This is a genomic window from Collimonas silvisoli (assembly GCF_018305005.1).
Classification (GTDB): domain Bacteria; phylum Pseudomonadota; class Gammaproteobacteria; order Burkholderiales; family Burkholderiaceae_D; genus Collimonas; species Collimonas silvisoli.
The window spans coordinates 30953-47957 of the sequence record NZ_JAGQEG010000039.1 but is presented as its reverse complement, the minus strand read 5'-3'; the positions used below and the strand labels follow the sequence as shown (position 1 = coordinate 47957).

Annotated in this window: 12 protein-coding genes; 5 read left to right on the top strand and 7 right to left on the bottom strand. The window is 60.2% G+C overall.

The genetic code is table 11. The annotated features are described in order from the left end of the window. Window positions 1–1995 (top strand): ImcF-related family protein (locus KHU33_RS12575; RefSeq protein ID WP_329956046.1); only part of this gene is annotated, 1995 nt, incomplete at its 5' end. A gap of 98 nt (window positions 1996–2093) precedes the next feature. Here the strand turns inward: KHU33_RS12575 and KHU33_RS12570 are convergent. The 5 genes from KHU33_RS12570 to KHU33_RS12550 all read right to left on the bottom strand — a co-directional run bounded on the left by KHU33_RS12570 (window position 2094) and on the right by KHU33_RS12550 (window position 7850). Beyond that, complete coding sequence (locus KHU33_RS12570; RefSeq protein WP_211463320.1) at window positions 2094–3452, bottom strand: amidase; 1359 nt, start codon at window positions 3450–3452, stop codon at window positions 2094–2096. A gap of 36 nt (window positions 3453–3488) precedes the next feature. After that, window positions 3489–4175, bottom strand: a complete 687-nt coding sequence (locus tag KHU33_RS12565) for a DUF2848 domain-containing protein (protein ID WP_230414225.1) — start codon at window positions 4173–4175, stop codon at window positions 3489–3491. Between the two features lie 75 nt (window positions 4176–4250). Then, entirely contained in the window at window positions 4251–5558 is a 1308-nt protein-coding gene (locus KHU33_RS12560) for an MFS transporter (RefSeq protein WP_230414224.1), read from the bottom strand. A 284-nt stretch (window positions 5559–5842) separates the two neighbouring features. After that, window positions 5843–6793, bottom strand: coding sequence for a LysR family transcriptional regulator (locus tag KHU33_RS12555; RefSeq protein ID WP_211463318.1), 951 nt, complete (start codon window positions 6791–6793; stop codon window positions 5843–5845). A gap of 67 nt (window positions 6794–6860) precedes the next feature. Further along, window positions 6861–7850 (bottom strand): flavin reductase, encoded by a 990-nt coding sequence (locus tag KHU33_RS12550; RefSeq protein WP_211463316.1) that lies wholly within the window; start codon window positions 7848–7850, stop codon window positions 6861–6863. 340 nt (window positions 7851–8190) lie between these two features. Between KHU33_RS12550 and KHU33_RS12545 the strand changes: the two genes are divergently transcribed. Together KHU33_RS12545 and KHU33_RS12540 are read left to right on the top strand one after the other, a co-directional pair. Then, a complete protein-coding gene (locus tag KHU33_RS12545) occupies window positions 8191–8991 on the top strand; it encodes a TatD family hydrolase (RefSeq protein ID WP_211463314.1) in 801 nt (266 codons plus the stop codon). An 18-nt stretch (window positions 8992–9009) separates the two neighbouring features. Further along, entirely contained in the window at window positions 9010–11436 is a 2427-nt protein-coding gene (locus KHU33_RS12540; RefSeq protein ID WP_211463312.1) for a DNA internalization-related competence protein ComEC/Rec2, read from the top strand. A 1-nt stretch (window position 11437) separates the two neighbouring features. Here KHU33_RS12540 and KHU33_RS12535 read toward each other — a convergent pair whose 3' ends face one another. Next, the gene (locus KHU33_RS12535; protein ID WP_211463310.1) at window positions 11438–12631 is read right to left on the bottom strand and encodes an MFS transporter; all 1194 of its coding nucleotides are present in this window, start codon (window positions 12629–12631) and stop codon (window positions 11438–11440) included. After that, a complete protein-coding gene (locus KHU33_RS12530) occupies window positions 12628–13767 on the bottom strand; it encodes a 3-deoxy-7-phosphoheptulonate synthase (RefSeq protein ID WP_211463308.1) in 1140 nt (379 codons plus the stop codon). The genes KHU33_RS12535 and KHU33_RS12530 overlap by 4 nt, the downstream gene beginning before the upstream one ends. A gap of 329 nt (window positions 13768–14096) precedes the next feature. Between KHU33_RS12530 and KHU33_RS12525 the strand changes: the two genes are divergently transcribed. Together KHU33_RS12525 and KHU33_RS12520 are read left to right on the top strand one after the other, a co-directional pair. After that, entirely contained in the window at window positions 14097–15341 is a 1245-nt protein-coding gene (locus tag KHU33_RS12525; protein WP_211463306.1) for an isochorismate synthase, read from the top strand. Further along, on the top strand, window positions 15338–17005 hold the full coding sequence (locus KHU33_RS12520) for a (2,3-dihydroxybenzoyl)adenylate synthase (RefSeq protein ID WP_211463304.1): 1668 nt from the start codon (window positions 15338–15340) through the stop codon (window positions 17003–17005). Before KHU33_RS12525 ends, KHU33_RS12520 begins: the two co-directional genes overlap by 4 nt.

Below are 17005 nucleotides of genomic sequence, written 5' to 3'. Positions count from 1 at the left end.
CAAACCACTTACGACACCTTGCGCGTGTATTTGCAATTGCATGACAAAACCCATTACAAGGCGAATGATCTCAAGGCCTGGGTACAAAACGATTGGGATTCAAGTGGCAGCGGCACCGTGTTTGGCAGCCGCGCTGCCATGGTCACGCATGTGAATCAATTGTTTTCTGATCAACGTGTAGTCGAATCTCCCTTCCGGCAAAATCTCACCTTGGTAGACGAAGCCCGTGCTTTTCTTGGAGCCAACCTTTCTACGCGACGAATCTATGAGCGGGTAAAAGCAGCCATGCTTGCCGATGCACCGCCGGACTTCACATTGAATCAAGCGGTCGGACCGCAAGCAGGCACGGTGTTTAGCCGCGCCTCGCGTCAACCGCTCGCAAGCGGGATTCCCGGCATATTTACCTACGACGGCTATCATGATGTGTTTGACAAGCATTTGTCGGAATTTGTGAATCAGGCCAAACTCGACGATGCCTGGGTCATGGGAGATACGTCAAGAATAGTCAGCGATGTTGCCAAAGCCACTCTCAAAAATGATCCGGTAATGCAGGATATCCGCCGCCAATATCTGGAAGAATATACGCAACAGTGGACGATGTTTTTAGAGGATATCCGTGCCGTCAACGGTAGCAATTTGTCGTTTGATGTAACCATATTGCGGGCGTTCGCAGCACCTGATTCACCGTTGTCGCGCGTGGCACGAGCGGCTGCACGTGAAACCACTTTATCGCGTCCGTTATCTGCGAAGAGTGAGACTGACAAGAACTTTCTTGATAAAGCGGCCGACAAATTCAATCAAAAGAGCCGCGACGTCTTGGGCACGAGCGCGCAGGAGCGGCAAGAAAGGGAACTGGTCGATAACCGCTTTGCGGCGCTACGCGAAGTCGTCACCGGTCAAGCCGATGCCGGACTAACACAAGCAACGCCTGCGGGCGACACCAGCAAACTGGGTTTAGACAACATTGCGTCATTGCTCAATGCGTATTACAACTTGCTGGTAGTGGCCGACAACGCACTCAATAGCAAGAATTTGCCGTCGAACAGTGTCGATGCGGGGGTGAATTTGAAGCTGGAAGGCGATAAATTGCCGGCGCCATTCAAAGCGGTTCTGACTGCTCTAGCTGACAGCGGCGTACAAAAAATAGCTGATGGCAGCGCCGCTATCTTGCGCGTGCAAGCACAGCAACAAGTCGATCAAATCAACGGCATGTTGACCTCTCAAGTGAGTAGCGTGTGTCGACAAACTATAGCGGGGCGTTATCCATTTGCGACCAGCGCGCAAGAAGTCTCACTGGATGATTTTGCTCGCATATTCGGCGCTGGCAATGCAGCGGAAATTTTTTTCCAAAAGCAGCTGGCCCCGTTCGTAGATATGAGCCGACGGCCATGGCGCTATAAAGCCCCCGGCGTCACCAATCTATTGTCACCGGCGGACGCCATGACAGCGGCCGCCGGCATACCCGCCGCAAGCGCCAATGCCGGTCCCACCTTGTTGAGCGAGATGCTCAAGTTACTGGCAAAGGAAGGCCCGAACCCTGAGCACTTTGCCCAAGTTCAAGCTATACATGAAACCTTTTTCCAAGATCCGAATAGCAAAAAAGTGGCATGGAAAGTGGATATGAGAATAAACGAACTTGATCCAACCATCACAGAATTGGTCATGGATTTTGACGGGCAAGCAGAGCGTTATTCGCATGGCCCGGTACGACCCTTTACCATCAACTGGCCGGGGCCAAACGGCGGAAGGGCGGCAGAAATACGCGCTACGCCAAGCGTGCGCCCGGAAACCTCCGGCATCATTACCAACGGACCGTGGGCATTATTCCGCTTACTCGAACGTGGAACGCTGAGCAATTCTGGTGTTGCCGGACGCTCGATGGTGACGTTTGATGTCGACGGGCGCAAAGCGCGGATTGGCCTGGATACGGGCAATTTGCCCAATCCCTTGATATCGGATGTGTTGAGGGGCTTCGTTTGTCCGGGAAATATCTAGAACTCATTTCATCAATATCCGTGAGATTCGTTCTTGCCAGAAGAGGCGCTGGCAAGGAGCGCAACGCAGCCAGCGCCTCTTCTGGCACTAAGCCTGTTTCAGGCAATTGCCAGCGCCGCTTCCACCGCCAGCCCGATCTCCAGGATCTTGCGATCATTGCCGCCGGCAGCAGCCAGCATCAATCCAACCGGCGCCTCGCCGATGGCATGGCAAGGCAGCGAAAGCGCGCAGCCGTCGAGGAAATTGATCACCGATGGATTGCGCAAGATCAAGCCGTTGGCGGCGTGATAGGCCTCATCGCTGGCTTCCAGCGCGGCGATGGTCGGCGCCACGATAGGCACGGTTGGCATCAGCAGCGCATCGTAGCCGGAGATCCTGGCTTCGACTGCGGCGATCCATTGCTTGCGCGCCGCAAACAGATCGATCAGATCGGCGGCGCTGATCTCCTTGCCGCGCAAGATGCGCGAGATCACGCGTGGATCGTAGTCGGCGGCGCGCTCGGCGATCAAGGTGCGATGCCAGGCGTAGGCTTCGGCGCCGCTGAAGCCGCCTTTGGCATTGATGGCAGCCAGCGCAGCAAATTCAGGTATCTCGATTTCTTCGATCAGTGCGCCAGCCGCATGCAACCGCTGGCGGGCGTTGGCAAATGCCGCCGCGACCTGGCTGTCAACGCCATCGAGCACCAGCGTGGCCGGCAACGCCAGGCGCAGGCCGCGCAGCGAATATGGCCGCAGCGCCGGTATCGGCTCGCCGGCCAGGATGGCGTCGAGCGTGGCGCAACAGGCGACGCTGTTGGCGATAGGGCCAATCGAATCCAGTTGTGCCGACAGCGGCAATACGCCTTGCAGCGAGACCCTGCGTGCGGTCGGCTTGAAACCGGTCAGGCCGCATAGCGCAGCGGGAATCCGCACCGAACCGCCGGTGTCGGAACCGATGGCGGCGGCCGCCATGGCGTCGCTGACCGACACCGCCGCACCGGACGAGGAACCGCCCGGGATGCGGCCGTTGGCTCTATCCCAGGGGTTGCGCGGGGTGCCGTAGTGCGGATTGAGGCCGAGGCCGGAATAGGCGAATTCGGTCATGTTGGTGCGGCCGACGATGACGGCGCCGGCTGCCGCCAAACGCTGCACCACCAGCGCGCTGACGCTGGCCGGTGCGGCGTCGCGCAGCGCCACCGAGCCGGCGCGGGTGGTGCTGCCGGCGACATCGAACAAATCCTTGACCGAGATCGGCAAGCCGTCTATCGGCGAGCGGGTCTGGCCGCTGGCGCGCAGCAGATCCGATGCTTGCGCCGCCGCCCGTGCTGCGGTTGCATAGATTTCGGTGAATACCCGGCTGCCTTCGCCGGACGGCTCCTGTGCGCGTTGCAGCGCAGCTTCGGTGAGGGCTGCCGAGCTGACGCGGTTCTGGCTTAGCGCTTCGGATAGCTGGTTCAGGGTGGGGTGCGTGGTAGTCATGCGGCCTCGATAAAATGAATGAAATCCAACACTGCCTTAGGCAACTTCCGGCAGCACTTCAACCTGGTAGTGATGGCGTAGCGTGCGTTGCCGGCGCGGATCAAACAGCTCCATTGTAAATGACTGCGCCGGGCGGATGCCGCCGATGGCGGCGACGGTGCCGCAGGTCATGCCGCTGCCCGGCGGCAGCATGGCGGCGCCATCGGTGTAGCCGGCGATCAGGTCCTGCGGAGTGCGCAGCGAGGCCAGCGGACCTTCCTGATACAAGCGTTGTTCACCGTTTTCTTCGATGTAGGAGCGGATCACCAGTTCATCCCAATAGCCGGCTACCTCGGCCAGCCGCCAGGCGCTGCCGGCGACCGGTTTCACGCATGCCTGTTTCGACAGCGCCACGCTGTGCGCTTCCAGCTTGCGGTCGGTGTGGTCGGAGGCGATGCTGACGTACAGTTCGCCATCGGCGGCGAAGACAAAGGTTTCCACTTCGCCCGATGAATCGGGGCCGACCACCTGGACTTGCGAGGCCTGGGTCAGCTGGTTGCTGGCGATGCGGTAGTACAGCGGCACTGCGCTAGGGCGGGAGATGCCGAGCGCGGCCAGTTCTTCGATGTGATGTTCGATGGCGGCGTGGTCGCGCCCGGCCCAGCCGGCCACGATCAGGATTTGGATATCGGTGTCGAGTTGATGCGAGCCTTGCTCGGTCTCGACTTGAAAAGAGATGTGCATGATGATTTCAGTTTTAAAGGGATGGCCTGGCGTCAACGCCAGGCGGTGCGGGTTTAAGATGGATTTGAAGCAGATTTAGCGGACTTTTTTGATAAACAGTAAAACCAAGATCGTCGCGCAGAATTCCAGCGCCGCCACGAAGTAGAGTCCGGAGGCGACGCTGCCGGTAGTGGTTTTCAGGGAGCCGATCAGATACGGCGCGGCGAAGCCTGCCAGGTTGCCGATCGAGTTGATCAGCGCAATGCCGCCGGCGGCTGCGGTGCCGGTCAGGAATGCCGCCGGAATCGACCAGAACACCGGGAACGCCGCCAGGATCCCGATCGCCGCCAGCGTCAGCGCGCACAGCGCCAGCACTGCATTGCCGATGAAAAAGCCGGTCAGTATCAAGCCGATGCTGGCCACCAGCGTCGCCAGTGCACAGTGCAGGCGCCGTTCGCCGCTTTTATCGGAATGAATGCCGTTCCAGATCATGGCGATGGTGCCGGCCAGGAAAGGAACCGCCGAGATCAGGCCGATCTGCAGATTGCCGGCGACGCCGATTTCCTTGATGATGGATGGCGACCAGAAGGCAATCGTGGCATTGCCGCTGACCACGCAGAAATACACCGCGGCGCAGATCCAGACCCGGTAATCGCGGCAGGCGTCGCGTAGCGAAGTGTGCTTATGATCGTGATCATGGTCATGGTTTTCCATCGCCAGCGCATTGCTTACCGCCTGTTGTTCCGCCTCGCTCAGCCATTTAGCGTTGCGAGGTTTTTCCGGCAGGTACAGCAGCACCATGAGGCCGGCCAGGACCGACGGTATGCCTTCCAGCAGAAACAGCCATTGCCAGTTGGCGAAATGGCCGACCCCATCCATCCTGCTCATGATGAAGCCGGCAATCGGCCCGCCGACCACGCCGGCAATGGCGAACGAAGTCATGAACAAGCCGTTGACGCGGGCTCGCCGTGCGGCCGGGAACCAGTAGGTCAGGTACAGCACCACGCCGGGGAAAAAGCCGGCTTCGAATACGCCCAGGAAGAAGCGGATCACATAAAACGTCGCCGGCGTCTTGACATACACCATCGCCATCGAGGTCAAGCCCCAGAGGATGGTGATGCGGGCCAGGGTTTTGCGGGCGCCTATTTTTTCCAGCAGTAGATTGCTAGGGACTTCAAACAGGAAGTAGCCGATAAAAAAGATGCCGGCGCCGAGGCCGTAGATGGCTTCGCTGAATTGCAGGTCCTGCAACATTTGCAGTTTGGCAAAACCGACATTGACCCGGTCTATCCAGGCCAGGATGAACAGGAAGACCAGGAAGGGAATCAGCCGCCAGGCGATTTTCCTGTAGGTGTCGTCCAGCGTGTCTGCGGTATTGATGGTGTTGCTCATGGCGTTGCTCATGTGATGTCACCTTGCATGTAATAGATTCTGCCCCGCAACGAAGAATGCTGAAATAGGCATATCGAAGGCGAAGGATGGCGCGGCGTTTCGATGACGACCGTCGCCGGGAAGTTTGACCGGAAGGTTGCCTGCCGGGCCGCTTGTGGCAGCGCGCTGTATTCCGAAACCGGATGAATCGAGTATGCGTAGCCAATGCACGGCTGTCCAACAAGAAATTGTCAGCGCAATTGAATGGAAAATCTTATGAGCAAAAGTGGGGCGCTTAAGCGGGCGCCGCTGCCGGCTTAGACAGGCGGGAAGGGCAGTTCCAGCGGGCCGGACGGCAGCCGGGCGATTTCAGGGCCCCAATTCAGTGCGAATTCGGAGGCGGTTTCCTGGGCGATGCTGGCAATTGTTTCGGTCAAGGCATTTTCGGGATCGTTGCGAAACGAGGCCATCAGCAGCAGCGCCGGGAAATCGGCGTCGACCCGCAGCAGCTGCAGGCTGCCGTCGTTGAGCTCGCGCTGGATGATGGCAGGCGGCACCGCGGCGACACCGAAACCGTCGCTGACCAGCCGTATCATGGTCGCTACCGAGGTAATGCAATTGATGTGCAGCGAGCCGCGTTCGCTGTTGGAAAACAGCTGCTCGATGATGGTGTGGGGACCGGAATTGCGGGCAAAGCTGACCAGCGGGAAAGCCGCCAGATCGGACAGGCTCAGGGTTTCATTGCCGATCTCCAGCTTGCTGCTGCCGACCCAGCGCATCGGCAATTCGCACAACTTGAGATTGCGGATATTCGGCGCGATCACCGGCTCCGCCTGCAGCACCAGATCCAGATCGCCCTTGCTGAACTGTTCGCGCAGGTGGATGGTGGTGTCGCTGGCGATTTCGATTTCCAGTTGCGGAAACAGTTTGTGGATGCGGCCGATCAGATCCGGGAACCAGCTGTGCACGATCGATTCGATCACGCCTATCCGCAGCACGCCCGAATAGTTGTCGCGCGCCGACATGTCGTCCTTCATTTCGCGCATCAGCTTGACGATGCGTTCGGCGTAGACCAAGGCTTTGCTGCCGTCGGTGGTGAGGGCCACTTCACGCGCGCCGCGATCGAACAGGCGCACGCCGAAATCCTGTTCCAGCGTGGCGATGCGGCTCGATACCGCGGCCTGGGTGGTGTGCAGTTTTTCCGCCGTCAGCCGGAAGTTTTTCAACTTCGCCAGCCAGACGAAGGTTTCGAGGAAGCGGATGTTCATTGGCGCGGCCGGCAATCCATCATGGGTAGAATTTCAGTGTAATACATTGCCGCCCCGGGTTCATGGCTCATTCGCCCGGCAGCTTGCCTTCGTCGGTGAGCGTGATGAAACGCCGCAGCAGGGTGCGCAAGGCAACGGTGTCGACTGCGCCCAGGCTGTTCAACAAAGCTTGTTCGGTTTGCTTGCCGGCGCTGGCGATTTTTTGCGCCAGTTCGTGACCGATGGCGGTCAGGAAAAACAGGCCGCGCTCGTTGCGTTCGCCCTGATCCACCACCACTTGCAGCAAGCCGCGTGCGGTCATGTCGTCCAGTACATTGATCAGCGGCGTATGGCCGGCGTAGACGAATAAACGGTTCAACTCGGCCAGGCTGCGGCCGTTGCGTGCGGCCAGCGTGTTCAGCACGAAAAATTCGGCATCGTTCAAGCCTTGCAGCGCGCCGAATTCGCGCAGCTTTCCGTATAAATGAAAATAGGCGCTGCCGAGCAGATAGCTCATCGAATTTTCATCGAAGCTGTCGGAGGCGGCGGTGGCCTTGATCAAGGCTTCGGCTTCGTCGGCCAGTTCCTTGCGGGTGGCGATGGCGTAATTGCCGCGCTGGTACACCAGCGGCGCGATGTCGGAATGTTCAAAGTGCATGACTTCGCCGACCATGATGATATGGTCGCCGCCATCGTAGCGGTAGGCGGTCTTGCATTGCATGCGGGTGGTGCAGCCGGTCAGCAGCGGCGCGCCGCCCATGCCGGCTTCCAGGTTGAGACCGGCGAACTTGTCGTGGGCGCGTTTGCTGAAGTGGGTGGCCAGCTGGTCCTGATCGTGCGACAGGATGTGCACCGCCCAATATTCGGCGGCTTCGAAAGCCGCCAGGCTGTTGGACGATTTCGACAAGCTCCACAACACCAGCGGCGGATCGAGCGAGACCGAATTGAAGCTGTTGGCGGTGACGCCAACCAGTTTACCGTTGGCCTGGCAAGCGGTGATGATGGTGACGCCGGTAGTGAAGGTTCCCAAGGCGTTGCGGAATTCGCGCTGGTCGAACGGGATTGACGGTATGGACATCTACAATGCTTTCTGACAAATACTTTTTGGCATCATGTTATCAGGCTCTGAGGCGGAGCGATGGGATTGTTTATGGGGGTGCTTATATAAAGCATTCCCAGTGCGTGCTAGGATGACAATCTATCAAGCCGCGCCTTGCTGGTAATGCCGTTCAGTTAGGGGCAATTCCCCCATATGGCAGCCCCGTCATTCCCGCGAACGCGGGAATCCAGGTTGCTGAGTATGGCGGCGAAAATGGATTCCCGCGTTCGCGGGAATGACGCAACGGGGGAATTCGTGCCGCCTAACTGAACGGCATTAGCGCCTTGCTGGACATTTTTAATTTTGAAAAGATCACCCAATGTGGATAGACACTCACTGCCATCTCGACGCCGCTGAATTCGGCGGTGAACAGGCGCTGGTCGCGGCAGCGGCGGCGCAGCAGAACGTCAGTTGGATCGTGATGCCGGCGGTGGCGCGCGCCAATTTCGCCACGGTCGCGGCGCTGGCCGCAAAACTGCCGAATTGCACTTATGCGCTGGGCATCCATCCCATGTATGTGCCGCAGGCCGATGAAGCCGATCTCCTGGCGTTGCGCACGGCGATCGTCGCGGCGCTGGCCGACCCGCGTTTTGTAGCAATCGGCGAAATCGGCCTCGATTTTTTTGTCCCCGGCCTGGATAGCGGTCCCATGCGTGAAAAGCAGGAGCATTTTTACGTCGAACAGTTGAAACTGGCGCGCGAATTCGATTTGCCAGTCTTGCTGCATGTGCGGCGCTCGCAAGACATTCTCCTCAAGCATTTGCGCCGGATCAAAGTACCGGGCGGTATTGCGCATGCGTTCAACGGCAGTTTTCAGCAAGCGCAAGCATTTATCGGGTTGGGTTTCCGGCTGGGTTTCGGCGGTGCGATGACGTTTACGCGGGCGCTGCAAATCCGCCGGCTGGCGGTCGAACTGCCATTGGAAGCGCTGGTGCTGGAGACCGACGCGCCCGATATGTCGCCTTCCTGGCTGCATCCGCAGATCAACCATCCGCAGGAAATTCCCCGTATCGGCGCCGTGCTGGCCGAGCTGCGCGGGATTGCGCCAGCTGAACTTGCGCAGGCAACTGCCGCCAATGCCCGCGCAGCTTTACCGCGTCTGGCGGCGCTGGCCAAGTAACGCAGCCAGGCGGCGAGCATGCGCAGCGCTGTCATCGGTTTTGCCCTTGGTGTTGGCTTTTTGCAAACTCAGGCGGCATTGCCTACGGTTTGGCTGCTATGTTGTTTGCTGGCATTGGCGACGTTGTCGATTGCGGCCGCTTGCAAGATTCCTTATCCCTATCTCAAATCGGCCGCGAACCTGCTGGCCGGCGCCTTGTTCGGCATTGCCTGGGCTGGACTGTTTGCTCATTACTATTTGCAGCATGAATTACCGCCGGCGTGGGAAGGGCGCGACATCACTGTGATCGGCACGGTCGACAGCTTGCCCTCTTATTTCGAGGCCGGCGTCCGTTTTACTTTTGCAGTGGAACAAGCGCTGGATCAGGATGGCGAATCGCCTGTCGTTCCGGGGCGCCTGGCGCTGGGCTGGTATCGGGCAGCAGGCCAGCCGCCGCCGGCTCAGGTTCAGGCAGGTGCGCGCTGGCAGTTGACCGTGCGTTTGAAGCGTCCGCACGGCAACGCCAATCCGCACGGCTTCGATTACGAAGCATGGCTGCTGGAACGCAATCTGCGCGCCACCGGTTACGTGCGTCCTGATCAGAAACTGGATGTAAAGAACCGCCAATTGCAGGCGTTTGTCCTCAGTCCCGGCAATCTGATCGAGGTGTTGCGCAGCCGCTTGCGCCAACGGATTTTGCAAGCCTTGCCGGAGCATCGCTATGCCGGTGTGCTGGTGGCGCTGGCGGTGGGCGATCAGAACGCCATCGATCAATCCGACTGGGAGGTATTCAACCGCACCGGCATCAGTCATCTGGTCGCTATTTCAGGCCTGCATATCACCATGATTGCCGGCATGTTCGCGGCCATTATAGTGGCGTTGTGGCGGCGCTCCTGTTTCACCAGAGCTGCCTTGCCCTTGTTATTGCCGACGCAAAAAGTCGCCGCATTAAGCGGTGCGCTGGTTGCGCTGTGCTACGTCGCGCTGGCAGGATTCGGCGTACCGGCGCAACGCACCTTATATATGCTGCTGGTGGTGGCGCTGGCCTTGTGGAGCGGACGTATCGCCAGTGTTTCGCATGTGTTGTGCGCGGCGCTGGCGCTGGTGTTGCTGATCGATCCCTGGGCCTTGCTGTGGCCGGGATTCTGGCTGTCCTTCTGCGCCGTCGGCGTGATCCTCTACACCAGTGTCGGCCGCAGTCCGGGCATGGCGCTTGAAGGGAAAACCCGGCTGGCGCGCTGGCGCAGCAACTTAAAAGCCGCCGGCGCTACCCAATATGCGGTGACCGTCGGTTTGCTGCCGCTGACGGCATTGCTGTTTGGCCGGGTTTCATTGATAGGCCCGCTCGCCAATGCGCTGGCGATTCCATTGGTCGGCCTGGTCGTGACGCCGCTGACGCTGATCGCCAGCGCTCTGCCGGCACCGCTCTCGACCTGGCTGTGGCGCGGCGCGCATGCGCTGATGGAGCAATTGGCGAACTTTCTGAACTGGCTCAGCGCTTTGCCGTTTGCAGTGTGGCAGGCGGCGACGCCGCAAACATGGACTTTCGCGCTGGCGCTGCTGGCGACTCTATGGTTGCTGGCGCCGCGCGGTTGGCCGTTGCGTTGGCTGGCGCTGGCCGGCTGGCTGCCTTTGCTGCTGGATAACGGCAGCCGCCCCGGCGCCGGTGAAATGTGGGTGACGGCGCTCGATGTCGGCCAAGGGATGGCTGTATTGATAGAGACTGCCGATCACCGTCTGTTGTACGACAGCGGGCCATACTATTCGCCAACATCGGATGGCGGCAGCCGCGTCATCATTCCTTATCTGAGAGCGCGCGGCATAACCAGGCTGGAGGCGATGGTGGTGTCGCATGCAGATAACGATCATTCCGGCGGTGCGCTATCGATCATGGAGAGCGTCAAGGTGGACACTGTATATTCATCTTTGGCACTGAACCATCCGATTGTTCAGGCCGCGACCGATCACAGGCGTTGCCACGACGGTCAAGCATGGCAATCGGAGACGATGAAATTTGAAATGCTGTACCCGAATCTTGCGTATTATCCGGCGCCGGCTGCGCCGGGAAAATTCAACGCGAACACTGTCAGCTGCACCCTCAAGATCACGCATGGTCAGCAGGTCATTTTGCTGCCAGGGGATATCGAAGCGGCACAGGAAAGACAGTTGATCGCCAGCCACGCCGGGCAACTGAAGGCGAATGTATTGTTGGTGCCGCATCATGGCAGCGGCACTTCGTCGACTGCCGCATTTCTGGCGGAAGTCGAACCGCAAATCGCCCTGTTCCAGCTTGGCTATCGCAACCGCTTCCGTCATCCGAAACAGCAGGTGCTGGAGCGCTATCAGAATTTGGGGATAGAGAATTTCCGCAATGACAGCGACGGTGCGATCCTGCTGAAATTCGGCGACACGGTTAGTGTCGATACCTACCGGAATCAGCACCGTCGTTATTGGTACGGCCGCTGATTTATTTTGACGCCAGCTCCGCCAGCGGCCTATGCAAACGCGGTACAGCGCATAACACGGCGATCGCCAGCGCCGCAGACAGCAGCGCGATCATGTTCATTCCAGTCAAGCGACCGTCCACGGTTTCCCCCAGCATCAGGCTGGATGTCAACGCTGCCACGGTGATTGCCAGATCCTGCACGATGTTTTGCAAGGACATGAATCCGGCGCGTTCGTGCGGCCCCGGTACTTGGCTGGTAAGCGCCGCCAAGGTGACGTTGCGGCCGGCGTTGCCAGCCATGAACAAGATGAACGCTACTACCAGCGGTAGCGCATTCATGTTGAAAAATGGCGCAAGACCGGCGCAGAAAGCCAGCGAGGCGATCGCCGCCGCAGGAAGAGGGCCGGCGCGATCGGCCAACCGTCCCAGCAATTGCACCGTCAACATCGCGGTTACGCCGCCCGCAAAATACAGCATACCCAGCCGTTCGCGCGGGAAACCGAGATTCAGCAGCAGGTAAGCCGAGAATTGAGGAATCACCAGGAACGCCGAGAATTGGCTGAGCGCTTGCACCAGGCAAGCCGCTCGTACCGCAGGCCGGGCCAGCAGACTACGGGCGCTGACCAGCTGCTTGCGCGGTTGATCGAGATGCTGGCGCAGCTTGGGCAAGCGCCATGCGGCCAGCAGCCAGACCATGGTAGCCAGGCCGGCCACCGTATAGAACGGCATGCGCCAGCCGCCCCAGCTCGCCAGTTCAAGCGTCAGCGGCACGCCGACGATCACCGCCATCGAGAACCCCAGCATGACCTTGCCGATGGCGCGCCCGCGCCGTTCCGGCGGCGTGCTGTCGATGATGATAGCCATCCCGAGCGCAATCGCGGGGCCGCCGCAGAGACCGGTCAGGCCGCGCGCCAGCATCAGCGTCCACAGGCTGCTGGCGCAGGTCGCCGCCAGCGTGCACAGGCCGACTGCGCCGAACGCCAGCAGCAGCACCGATCTGCGGTCGAACCTGTCCAGCAGGCGCACCGAAAGCAGGCCGGAAACTACCGCTGCCGAAGTGTAGGCCGCCGATAGCCAGCCTAGTTTGTCGCTAGGGAAAGCCAGCGCTTGCGCCAGGTCCGGCCCCAGCGGCAGCAGCATGATGAAATCGAGGATATAGACGAACTGGATGGCGGCAACGATGATGATGGCCTGAGTCGGGGACAGCTGTTTCATTGCTTTCTTAGGGTACATGAGGTATCTGCGTTCGCAGTCAGGTGTGCGCCGGGAATTCGGCCGGGCAGTACGTGGCGCAAGGCATCCGCCGCTGCCCGCAACATGGCGGCGGTGCTCTCCCAGTCGACGCATGGGTCTGTCACCGAGCAGCCGTAGCGCAGCTGCGACAGATCGCCAGGTATCGGCTGATTGCCGGGTTCCAGGAAGCTTTCAATCATGCTGCCGAGGATGCTGCGATTGCCTTGGCATATCTGATGCACCAGGTCGCTCATCACGGCTGCTTGCAGTGCGTGATTTTTGTAAGAGTTGCCGTGTGCGCAATCGATGACGATGTTGGGAGCCAGCTGCGCCTTGGCCAGCGCTTGCTCGGCCAGGTTGACGCTGACGCTATCGTAGTTGGGGCGGGCGCTGCCGCCGCGCAATACCAGGTGGCTGTGCGGATTGCCGCGGGTGCGGATGATGGCGGCGCGGCCATCGCTGTCGATGCCGAGGAAGGCATGCGGACGCGAGGTCGACAAGATGGCGTTCACCGCCGTTTCGACACTGCCATCGGTACCGTTCTTGAAACCGACCGGCATCGGCAAGCCGGACGACATCTCGCGATGGGTTTGCGATTCCGTGGTGCGGGCGCCGATCGCGACCCAGCTGATCAGCTCGCCCAGGTAATGCGGCGAGACCGGATCAAGCGCTTCGGCCGCGGCCGGCAAGCCGAGCTGGTTGACTTGCAGCAGGAAGCGGCGCGCCAGGTGCATGCCGTCCTCGATGCGGAACGACTGATCCATGCCGGGATCGTTGATCAAACCTTTCCAGCCGACGCTGGTGCGTGGTTTTTCGAAATACACGCGCATCACGATGTAGAGCGTATCGGCCAGTTCGGCGGCCAGTTGCTGCAGGCGGCGCGCATATTCCAGGCCGGCCTCGGGATCGTGGATCGAGCAGGGACCGACCACCACCAGCAAGCGCGGATCGCGCCGTTCCAGAATATTCCTGACTACACGGCGGGCGCTGGCTACTGTTTCTGCGGCAACCGCGCTGAGCGGCAACTGCGCCCTCAGTTCGGCAGGCGAGGGCATGGGATCGATGCCGGCAAGGTTTAGAAAATTTTCTTCGTCGACGACAAGTTGATCTCTTTTCATGGGAGCGCTCGGAGGGGTTCGGTAGGTAGATTGGGGTTTGGTCAATAGCGCCCTTGAATGCGGGCGTTTGGTGAGGCGAGAGCGGCGAGAAATTCATGGCTGGATTGGATATTAATTCCATTTCATCAATAAATCAATTGCAAATCATTCTCATTTGCATTTACAATAAATTGCTCTTTGCTCATTTGCATCTGCCTCTTGAGCTCGCTTGGCGTCGGCGCGATCCGTCTTGATTTCAAGCGGAGCGACCATTCATTCGGCCAGCGGAATGCCACGCCACGACACGATTCTTATCCGATTCTTACCCGATTCTTGCGAGGACCATCACCGTGAACGACAGACTCCACCATGCATTTCTGAAGCAAGTCAGCGCTACAGATTTGCTGCAGCAATATCAAACAGGCGCCACCTTTTTCTCCTCACCCAGGCGTAGCCTGCTAGCCTATGGAATCAAAGCCGTATTGCCGCCATGTGACCCTAATCAGCTGGCCGTCATGGCGGCGCAATATCTTAAGAATGCAGAACTGGAAGGGCAGCCGGCGCCAGTGTTGATGGGCGCGCTGCCATTTCGCATGGACGCGGGTTCGGCGCCGGCTCACCTGTTCATGCCGCAAAAACTGATCAGCGGCACGGGCATGGATAGCGCAGTAGCGGCTCTGAGTCCTGCCGCAAAACCGGCCGGGGAGAACTTGTCGGCAGCGCCATTGATGCAACCTGCGCCGGAGGCATATCGCAGCAATGTGCGTAGCGCGCTGGCGCAGATTCGCAATGGCGAGTTCGAAAAAACGGTACTCTCGCGCTCGCTCACCCTGGATGCGCAGATCGAAGTTCCGGCCTTGCTGCATCGCCTGGCGGCGCGTAATTTACACGGCTATACCTTCGCCATCGATCTGGCCGCCGAGCGCGCCGCTGCGCAGTCCGAGCGACGTACCTTGATTGGCGCCAGCCCCGAGCTGCTGCTGGCGCGCTACGGCAAGGAACTGGTTTCCCATCCGCTGGCGGGATCGATTCCGCGCAGCGCCGATGCGGCGGAAGACCGCCGTCGCGCAGACGCTTTGCTGCGCTCCGTCAAGGATTTGCATGAGCACGCACTGGTAGTTGATGCGGTTGCCGCCGCCTTGCGCCCCTACTGTAAAACCTTGCGGGTTCCGAGCGCCCCCAGTCTGCTGGCGACGCCGACCATGTGGCATCTGGGCACGGAAATCCGCGGCGAACTGGCCGATCTCACCACCACCTCGCTGGAAGTGGCGCTGGCGTTGCACCCGACGCCGGCAGTATGCGGCCATCCGACCGCTGCCGCGCGCAGATTCATCGCCGATACGGAAGGTTTCGACCGCCGCTATTTCGCCGGCCTGGTCGGCTGGTGCGATAACCACGGCGACGGCGAGTGGGCGGTAACTCTGCGCTGCGCCGAAGTCGGCGCCCACAGTGCAACGCTGTATGCCGGCGCCGGCATCGTTGCCGGTTCCGAACCGCAGCTGGAATTGCTGGAAACCTCGGGCAAGCTGCGCACCATGCTGGCGGCGATGAATCTGGAGCTGATGTTGGAAGATCAAGTCGAGGCAGGGCAATGAGCAACGCTGATCTACCTGAATATTTGCCCGGATTTACACCTTGGCCGCAGCAAGCCGCCGCGCATTACCGCGCCGCCGGTTACTGGACTGGCGAGACTTTCGGCGCCATACTGCGGGCGCGGGCGCAGCAATATCCGGCACGGCTGGCGCTGGTATGCGGTGTGCGGCGCTGGACTTATGCCGAGCTGGATCAGCGCAGCGATCAACTGGCCGCAGGTTTTGCCCGAATCGGCATACGCCCGCGCGACAGGGTGGTGGTGCAGTTGCCCAACATCGCCGAATTTTTCGCCGTGTGTTTCGCATTATTCCGCCTGGGTGCGATACCGGTGTTCGCGCTGCCGCCGCACCGGCGTGCCGAAATCAGTTATTTCTGCGCCCATGCCGAGGCCACGGCCTATGTGATTGCCGACCAGGACGGCGGTTTCGATTATCGCCAGCTGGCGCGCCAGGTCCGTGCCGAGCAGCCTGGTCTGCAGCACATCATCGTGGTCGGACAAGCAGAGGAATTTTGCGCACTCGATAGTTTGTACGATCAACCGCAAACCTTCGCTGAAGCGCGTCCGGACGACGTCGCCTTCCTGCAGCTCTCGGGCGGCAGCACCGGTTTGCCCAAGTTGATTCCACGCACTCCTGACGACTACCTGTACAGCATCCGCGCCAGCGCGGAAATCTGCGGCCTGACAGCGGACAGCATCTACTTGTGCGCATTGCCGGTGGCGCATAATTTCACGCTGAGTTCGCCCGGCAGCTTCGGCGTACTATATGCCGGCGGTTGTGTGGTGATGGCGCGGCGCGCTAGCCCGGACGATGCTTTCCCGCTGATCGAGGCCGAGCGCGTCACCCTGACGGCACTGGTGCCGCCGCTGGCGATGGTCTGGCTGGACGCTGTCAATAATCGTGTCAATGAGCGTGCCGGCGGCGGCCACGATTTGAGCAGCCTGCAATTGCTGCAGGTAGGCGGTGCCAAATTCACCGCCGAGGTAGCGCAGCGGGTGGGTCCGGTGCTGGGTTGCTCCCTGCAACAGGTATTCGGCATGGCCGAGGGATTGGTCAACTACACCCGTCACGACGATCCGGAGCAACTAATTGTCGGCACCCAGGGCCGCGCTATTTCCGCCGCCGATGAGGTGCGCGTGGTGGATGACGAAGATCGCGATGTGACTCCCGGCGAGGTCGGCCACTTGCTGACGCGCGGGCCGTACACCATACGCGGTTATTACAAGGCCGAAGAACACAACGCCCGCGCCTTCACCGCCGATGGTTTTTACCGCACCGGCGATCTGGTGTCGCAGCTGCCGTCCGGCCATCTGGTGGTCGAGGGCCGGGCCAAGGATCAGATCAATCGCGGCGGCGACAAAGTGGCTGCCGATGAAGTCGAAAACCATTTGCTGGCGCACCCGAATGTCCATGACGTGGCGCTGGTTTCCATGCCGGACGCCTATCTGGGCGAGCGCAGCTGCGCCTTTGTGATTCCGCGTGGCGTAGTGCCAAGAGCGCTGGAGCTGAACAATTTCCTGCGTGAGCGCGGCATTGCCCAATACAAGATCCCGGACCGGATCGAGTTCATCGATCGTTTCCCGAAAACCGGCGTCGGCAAGGTCAATAAACGTGTGCTGCGCGAACGCATCGCGGAGCAGTTGGCCAGTGCAGGGAAGAGCCTCTAA

What these genes read in the sequence shown, in the direction of transcription:
- KHU33_RS12520 (WP_211463304.1), top strand. Translation starts at nt 15,338, where the DNA reads ATGAGCAACGCTGATCTACCTGAATATTTGCCCGGATTTACACCTTGG.
- KHU33_RS12565 (WP_230414225.1), bottom strand. Translation starts at nt 4,175, where the DNA reads ATGCACATCTCTTTTCAAGTCGAGACCGAGCAAGGCTCGCATCAACTC.
- KHU33_RS12555 (WP_211463318.1), bottom strand. Translation starts at nt 6,793, where the DNA reads ATGAACATCCGCTTCCTCGAAACCTTCGTCTGGCTGGCGAAGTTGAAA.
- KHU33_RS12530 (WP_211463308.1), bottom strand. Translation starts at nt 13,767, where the DNA reads ATGAAAAGAGATCAACTTGTCGTCGACGAAGAAAATTTTCTAAACCTT.
- KHU33_RS12535 (WP_211463310.1), bottom strand. Translation starts at nt 12,631, where the DNA reads ATGAAACAGCTGTCCCCGACTCAGGCCATCATCATCGTTGCCGCCATC.
- KHU33_RS12540 (WP_211463312.1), top strand. Translation starts at nt 9,010, where the DNA reads ATGCGCAGCGCTGTCATCGGTTTTGCCCTTGGTGTTGGCTTTTTGCAA.
- KHU33_RS12560 (WP_230414224.1), bottom strand. Translation starts at nt 5,558, where the DNA reads ATGAGCAACGCCATGAGCAACACCATCAATACCGCAGACACGCTGGAC.
- KHU33_RS12550 (WP_211463316.1), bottom strand. Translation starts at nt 7,850, where the DNA reads ATGTCCATACCGTCAATCCCGTTCGACCAGCGCGAATTCCGCAACGCC.
- KHU33_RS12545 (WP_211463314.1), top strand. Translation starts at nt 8,191, where the DNA reads ATGTGGATAGACACTCACTGCCATCTCGACGCCGCTGAATTCGGCGGT.
- KHU33_RS12570 (WP_211463320.1), bottom strand. Translation starts at nt 3,452, where the DNA reads ATGACTACCACGCACCCCACCCTGAACCAGCTATCCGAAGCGCTAAGC.